General features: G+C 66.5%; 6 protein-coding genes and 1 pseudogene. 6 read left to right on the forward strand and 1 reads right to left on the reverse strand.

The genetic code is table 11. The annotated features are described in order from the left end of the window. Positions 1-565 (forward strand): DDE-type integrase/transposase/recombinase (locus tag ACGFYN_RS47865; RefSeq protein WP_393872243.1); only part of this gene is annotated, 565 nt, incomplete at its 5' end. A gap of 142 nt (positions 566-707) precedes the next feature. Here the strand turns inward: ACGFYN_RS47865 and ACGFYN_RS47870 are convergent. Continuing rightward, positions 708-1,004 (reverse strand): helicase associated domain-containing protein, encoded by a 297-nt coding sequence (locus ACGFYN_RS47870; RefSeq protein WP_393872244.1) that lies wholly within the window; start codon positions 1,002-1,004, stop codon positions 708-710. A gap of 526 nt (positions 1,005-1,530) precedes the next feature. Between ACGFYN_RS47870 and ACGFYN_RS47875 the strand changes: the two genes are divergently transcribed. From ACGFYN_RS47875 to ACGFYN_RS47895, 5 genes and pseudogenes are all read left to right on the forward strand, one after another. Next, complete coding sequence (locus tag ACGFYN_RS47875; protein WP_393872245.1) at positions 1,531-1,791, forward strand: CopG family transcriptional regulator; 261 nt, start codon at positions 1,531-1,533, stop codon at positions 1,789-1,791. Then, complete coding sequence (locus ACGFYN_RS47880; protein WP_393872246.1) at positions 1,788-2,231, forward strand: PIN domain-containing protein; 444 nt, start codon at positions 1,788-1,790, stop codon at positions 2,229-2,231. The genes ACGFYN_RS47875 and ACGFYN_RS47880 overlap by 4 nt, the downstream gene beginning before the upstream one ends. Positions 2,232-2,490: 259 nt before the next feature. Continuing rightward, a complete protein-coding gene (locus ACGFYN_RS47885) occupies positions 2,491-2,781 on the forward strand; it encodes a transposase (protein WP_393872247.1) in 291 nt (96 codons plus the stop codon). A gap of 259 nt (positions 2,782-3,040) precedes the next feature. Then, positions 3,041-3,562: a DDE-type integrase/transposase/recombinase gene (locus tag ACGFYN_RS47890; protein WP_393872248.1), complete on the forward strand. Its 522-nt coding sequence runs from the start codon at positions 3,041-3,043 to the stop codon at positions 3,560-3,562. Between the two features lie 85 nt (positions 3,563-3,647). Continuing rightward, positions 3,648-3,995, forward strand: a pseudogene (locus ACGFYN_RS47895) (transposase); the annotation flags it as partial. Positions 3,996-4,096 lie beyond the last annotated feature (101 nt).

Consider the following 4,096-nt stretch of genomic DNA (forward strand, 5'->3'; position numbering starts at 1 on the left):
GTTGATGGCGACCGCGCCGAACCGGGTGTGGTCGTGGGACATCACAAAGCTGAAAGGCCCGTATCGGGGCAGCTACTTCTGCCTCTACACGATCATTGATATTTACAGCCGCTACACCGTCGGCTGGATGATCGCCGCATCCGAGAACAAGGAGCTCGCCGAGCAGTTCCTGTCCTCCACGATCACCAAGTACCCTGTTGAGCAGGGGCAGTTGACGATCCACTCCGACCGGGGATCGCCGATGATCGCCCACAACGTCGCGCAGATGCTTAGCAATATGGGCGTCACCGCCTTCGCCGCCGAGCAGGGCCTGGACGAACGCACCATCACCGCACTCCATGACGTCGCCATGGCCGGACGCGTGCGCTGCTCCCGCTACCAGCACCGCGAAGCCCTCAGCCTGCAGCAGGCCCAACGCGACCTACGTGATCTCACCGCCGCCGACATCCTCCAGCCCGTCGGCCGCACCCGCGCCCGCTACTACACCGCCGGCCACCCCTTTCCCCCAGACGCCCTGGACACCGCGCAGACCCCCATGACCCTGACACACCCCTACCGTGACTGACCCCTCCTCCACCCCGGGCACGGCACCGCTCAACGTGAACGCCAGCCGCGTGGGCGCGGCCCGGCCACCCCACGCCCCGCGAGAAGCAGCGCATGTCCAGCCCCGACACCGCGGCTACCAGCGCATGCCGAGAGCATCCAGCTCAGCGGCGCTCAGCACTCAACTTCACGGCTCTGCGACGCGTGTTGTCGAGAAAGGACCCCAGCTTGATCTCCTTCCCGTCGACCAGCTCGACGTGCTTGCGCGCCGGACGCAGATGGCCCTCACGGGCATGGAACTGCCGGGCCGCAGCGAGGTTCACGGCCCACCGGTCGCCCTGCGAGCGCGGAGCCGGCCGCGCACCCGACGTGTCATCGGGATCGACGCCCAAGGTCTCCAGCAAGTAGACCTGCACAGCCGTCAACTGACCCCAGGCAGCCTTCTGCCCGGCGATCCACACACGCCGAGGTCCTCACCCTGCACCACCTCACGCAGCCCGGCAGGCAGCGCACCGCCGGCCTTCACATGGGCGAGAGCGAGCCGATACGCCCGCTGCCAAGAAACGTTTTACTCCGGGCACCACCCAGGATCGACATCCTCCAACGCCGCCTCCCTACGGCTGGCAGTGAGCTCCCCGGCACTGGAGATGGTTCCCCCCGCCTCCCGCCGCGCGGCATTCTTACGGGCCTTTCGGCCAGCGGCACGCATGTTCTTGGCCCAGACTCCGATCGCCATGTCCTCCCACACCGCTGCCGCCGGCGGCAGAAAATGACCGGAGGGCTTGAAGCTGACGACGGTGATGGTCGACGAGGAGCACCTGAAGATCATCAAACAGCCGACCGGGCATGAGGGCCGGCCGGGGCGGAAAATACGTCCCCGAGGTGTTGCGCAGTGCCGCGCCGCGGGCCCGCCGCCGGCCGGGTGACGAGGACACGATCACACCTCTCGTATGTACATCAATCTGGTACATATGTTAGCCTTGGTACATGTCCCTGAAGCGAACCAACGTCTACGCCGATCCGGAAGACCTCGCCATCATCAAGGAGGCCGCGAAGCGGCGCGGCATCAGCGAGGCCGAGATCATCCGTCAGGGCATTCATCTTGCGGCCATGGCCAACCGTGTCTGGGACGAACCCCTCTTCTCCCGCACCTTCGAAGGGACTGGTCGCACCCTCAGCAAGCGTGAGGTGCGCGATACCGTCGCCGACGCTGTGCGTCGCGAGACCGGGCCCGGGACCGCTGCGTGATCATTGTCATCGCGGACACGTCCGGGCTCCTTGCCGCGCTTGATTCCACTCATCCCGAACACCGTGCGTCGAACGACGCGATCATGGCTGCGGGTCTTCTGGTGATGTCTCCGCTGCTGCTTGCCGAGATCGATCACGTCGCCACTCGTGAAATCGGCCGTAACGCGGCACTCAGTGCAGTCGACGACATCCGGCACTGGATGCGGCGAGGTCGTATCGTCATGCCCGAGATCACGGAGGACCACTTGGGCGTCGCCCAGTCGGTGCGCGCCCGCTATCGCGACCTGGACCTGGATCTCGCGGATGCGGTGAACGTGGCCCTTGCCGCCGAGTACGACACCGACGCTGTGCTCACTCTCGACCGTCGCGACTTCCGGGCCGTGCGCCCGCTCGGCCATCACAAGGCGTTCCGGGTGCTGCCCGACGACCTTCCGCTCTGATGCCGACGGCGGCCAGCCGTGATGGGGGCTCGTGATCGGGCTGAGCCTGACGCCGTTGAGTCGGGCTCGGCCCGTGAGGGCCGGGCCGGGTGTCGGGCGCGGCGGTTGAGCTGAGTCGTCTGCGCTTGCGCGCCATCGGGCTGCGCGGTGGAACGGTGTGCCGGGTCGACCGTGCGTAATCGTCCCGGGCTGAGCGAACTCAAGAACTGACCTTCCCCTCGTAGCGTAGAGACCCTGACTGCAGGGGAAGTTGAGGGTCATGGCGGGCAAGAGGCGGAAGTTCGACGCGGAGTTTCGTGAGGGGGCTGTGCGGATCGTGGCGGAGACCGGCAAGCCGATCCCACAGGTCGCGAAGGACCTCGGGATCAACGAGACGACGCTGGCCACCTGGGTGTCGAGGGCACGGGCGGCCGGCAAGGCCGGTCCGACGGGTGAGAGCGAGGAACTTGCGCGGTTGCGACGGGAGAATGCCCAGCTCAAGGGGGACAACAAGGAGCTGGTCATGGAGCGTGATGTCCTCAAACGCTGCATGGTCCTGTGGGTGAAGTAGCTGTTGCGGACCCGGCGGCGCTCGTCGGGGTGATCAGCGACCAGAGGACCGATTTCAAGATTCCGCATCGCACCTCCTGTCGAGCCCTGGGGGTGTCGGAGGCGTGGTTCTACAAGTGGTGGCGCAGACCGTCCGAGCCGACGAAACGCGAGGTCAGACGGGCACTACTGGCCGAGCGGATCTCGTACTTCTTCGACCGATCGGGCCGCACCTACGGCTCACCGAGATCACGCTGGACTTGTGGGAGGAGGGCTGGCAGGTGTCGCAGAACACCGTCGCCGACATCATGGCCGAGCTCGGCCTGCAGGGCCGCAAGCCACCACGCCGCCGGCGTTCGCTGACCCGTCCCGGGAAGCGGAAGATGGCACGTGACCTGGTGCTGCACAGGTTCGACGCGATCGCGCCGGACATCTTGTGGTGGGGCGACATGACCAAGATCGACACCGACGAGGGCAAGCTCTACCTCACGAGCGTGCACGACGCGTTCTCCCGCCGGGCCCTGGGCTATGCGATGGGCGACCGGCACGACACAACGCTGGTCAGCGCCGCGCTGCAGATGGCGATCGCGACCAGAGGCGGCCAAGTGGACGGCGTCATTTTCCACACCGACCGCGGATCGCCGAGTACAACTCCGTGGCGTTCAGGCAGCTTTGTGGCAGGTGGGGCGTGGTGCAGTCGATGGGCCGTGTCGTACTGGGAAAGCCGTAGGAAGAGGAAGGAACCGCCGCGCATGACGGCCTCTAACCTCGGGCTTTCACGAGGTGGTCTGTCCGAGGCTTGATCACAAACGCGAGAAGTGCTCCTGACCTGGAACGATAGGACTTGTCGAGGGTCCAGATCGTGCCGTGGAAAGAAGCACTTCTCAGGTGAAGAAGCGTATCGGGTCGTACCCGCGTGTCCGCGTTGAGGGCAGCGGTCGTGGAGTGGTCTCGCAGGCCGGGGCCGTGCTGCTGGTGGAGACGGTCCGCAAGACGGGCCTGGACACTGCGATATCTGCGGCTCTGGCGCCCTGGCGCAAGCCGCGGGCGGTGCACGATCCCGGCAAGATCCTGCTGGATGTGGCGCTCGCGGTCGCCTTCGGCGGCGACTGCCTGGCCGACGTCGGCATCCTGCGGGCCGAGCCGGCCGTGTTCGGGCCGGTGGCCTCGGACCCGACAGTCTCCCGGCTGATCGATACGCTCGCGGCGGGCGGCGAACGCGCCTTGAACGCGATCCGCGATGTGAGCTTCCCCCGCTGTGCGAGAGGTGCTGATCAGCAGGTCAGGGTGGGTTGACGGGGTTTCAGGTTCGTTCGTTCGGCCGTTGCCTGGTCGGC

Origin of the sequence: Streptomyces sp. NPDC048419 (genome assembly GCF_043200415.1) — a bacterium.
Taxonomy (GTDB): domain Bacteria; phylum Actinomycetota; class Actinomycetes; order Streptomycetales; family Streptomycetaceae; genus Streptomyces.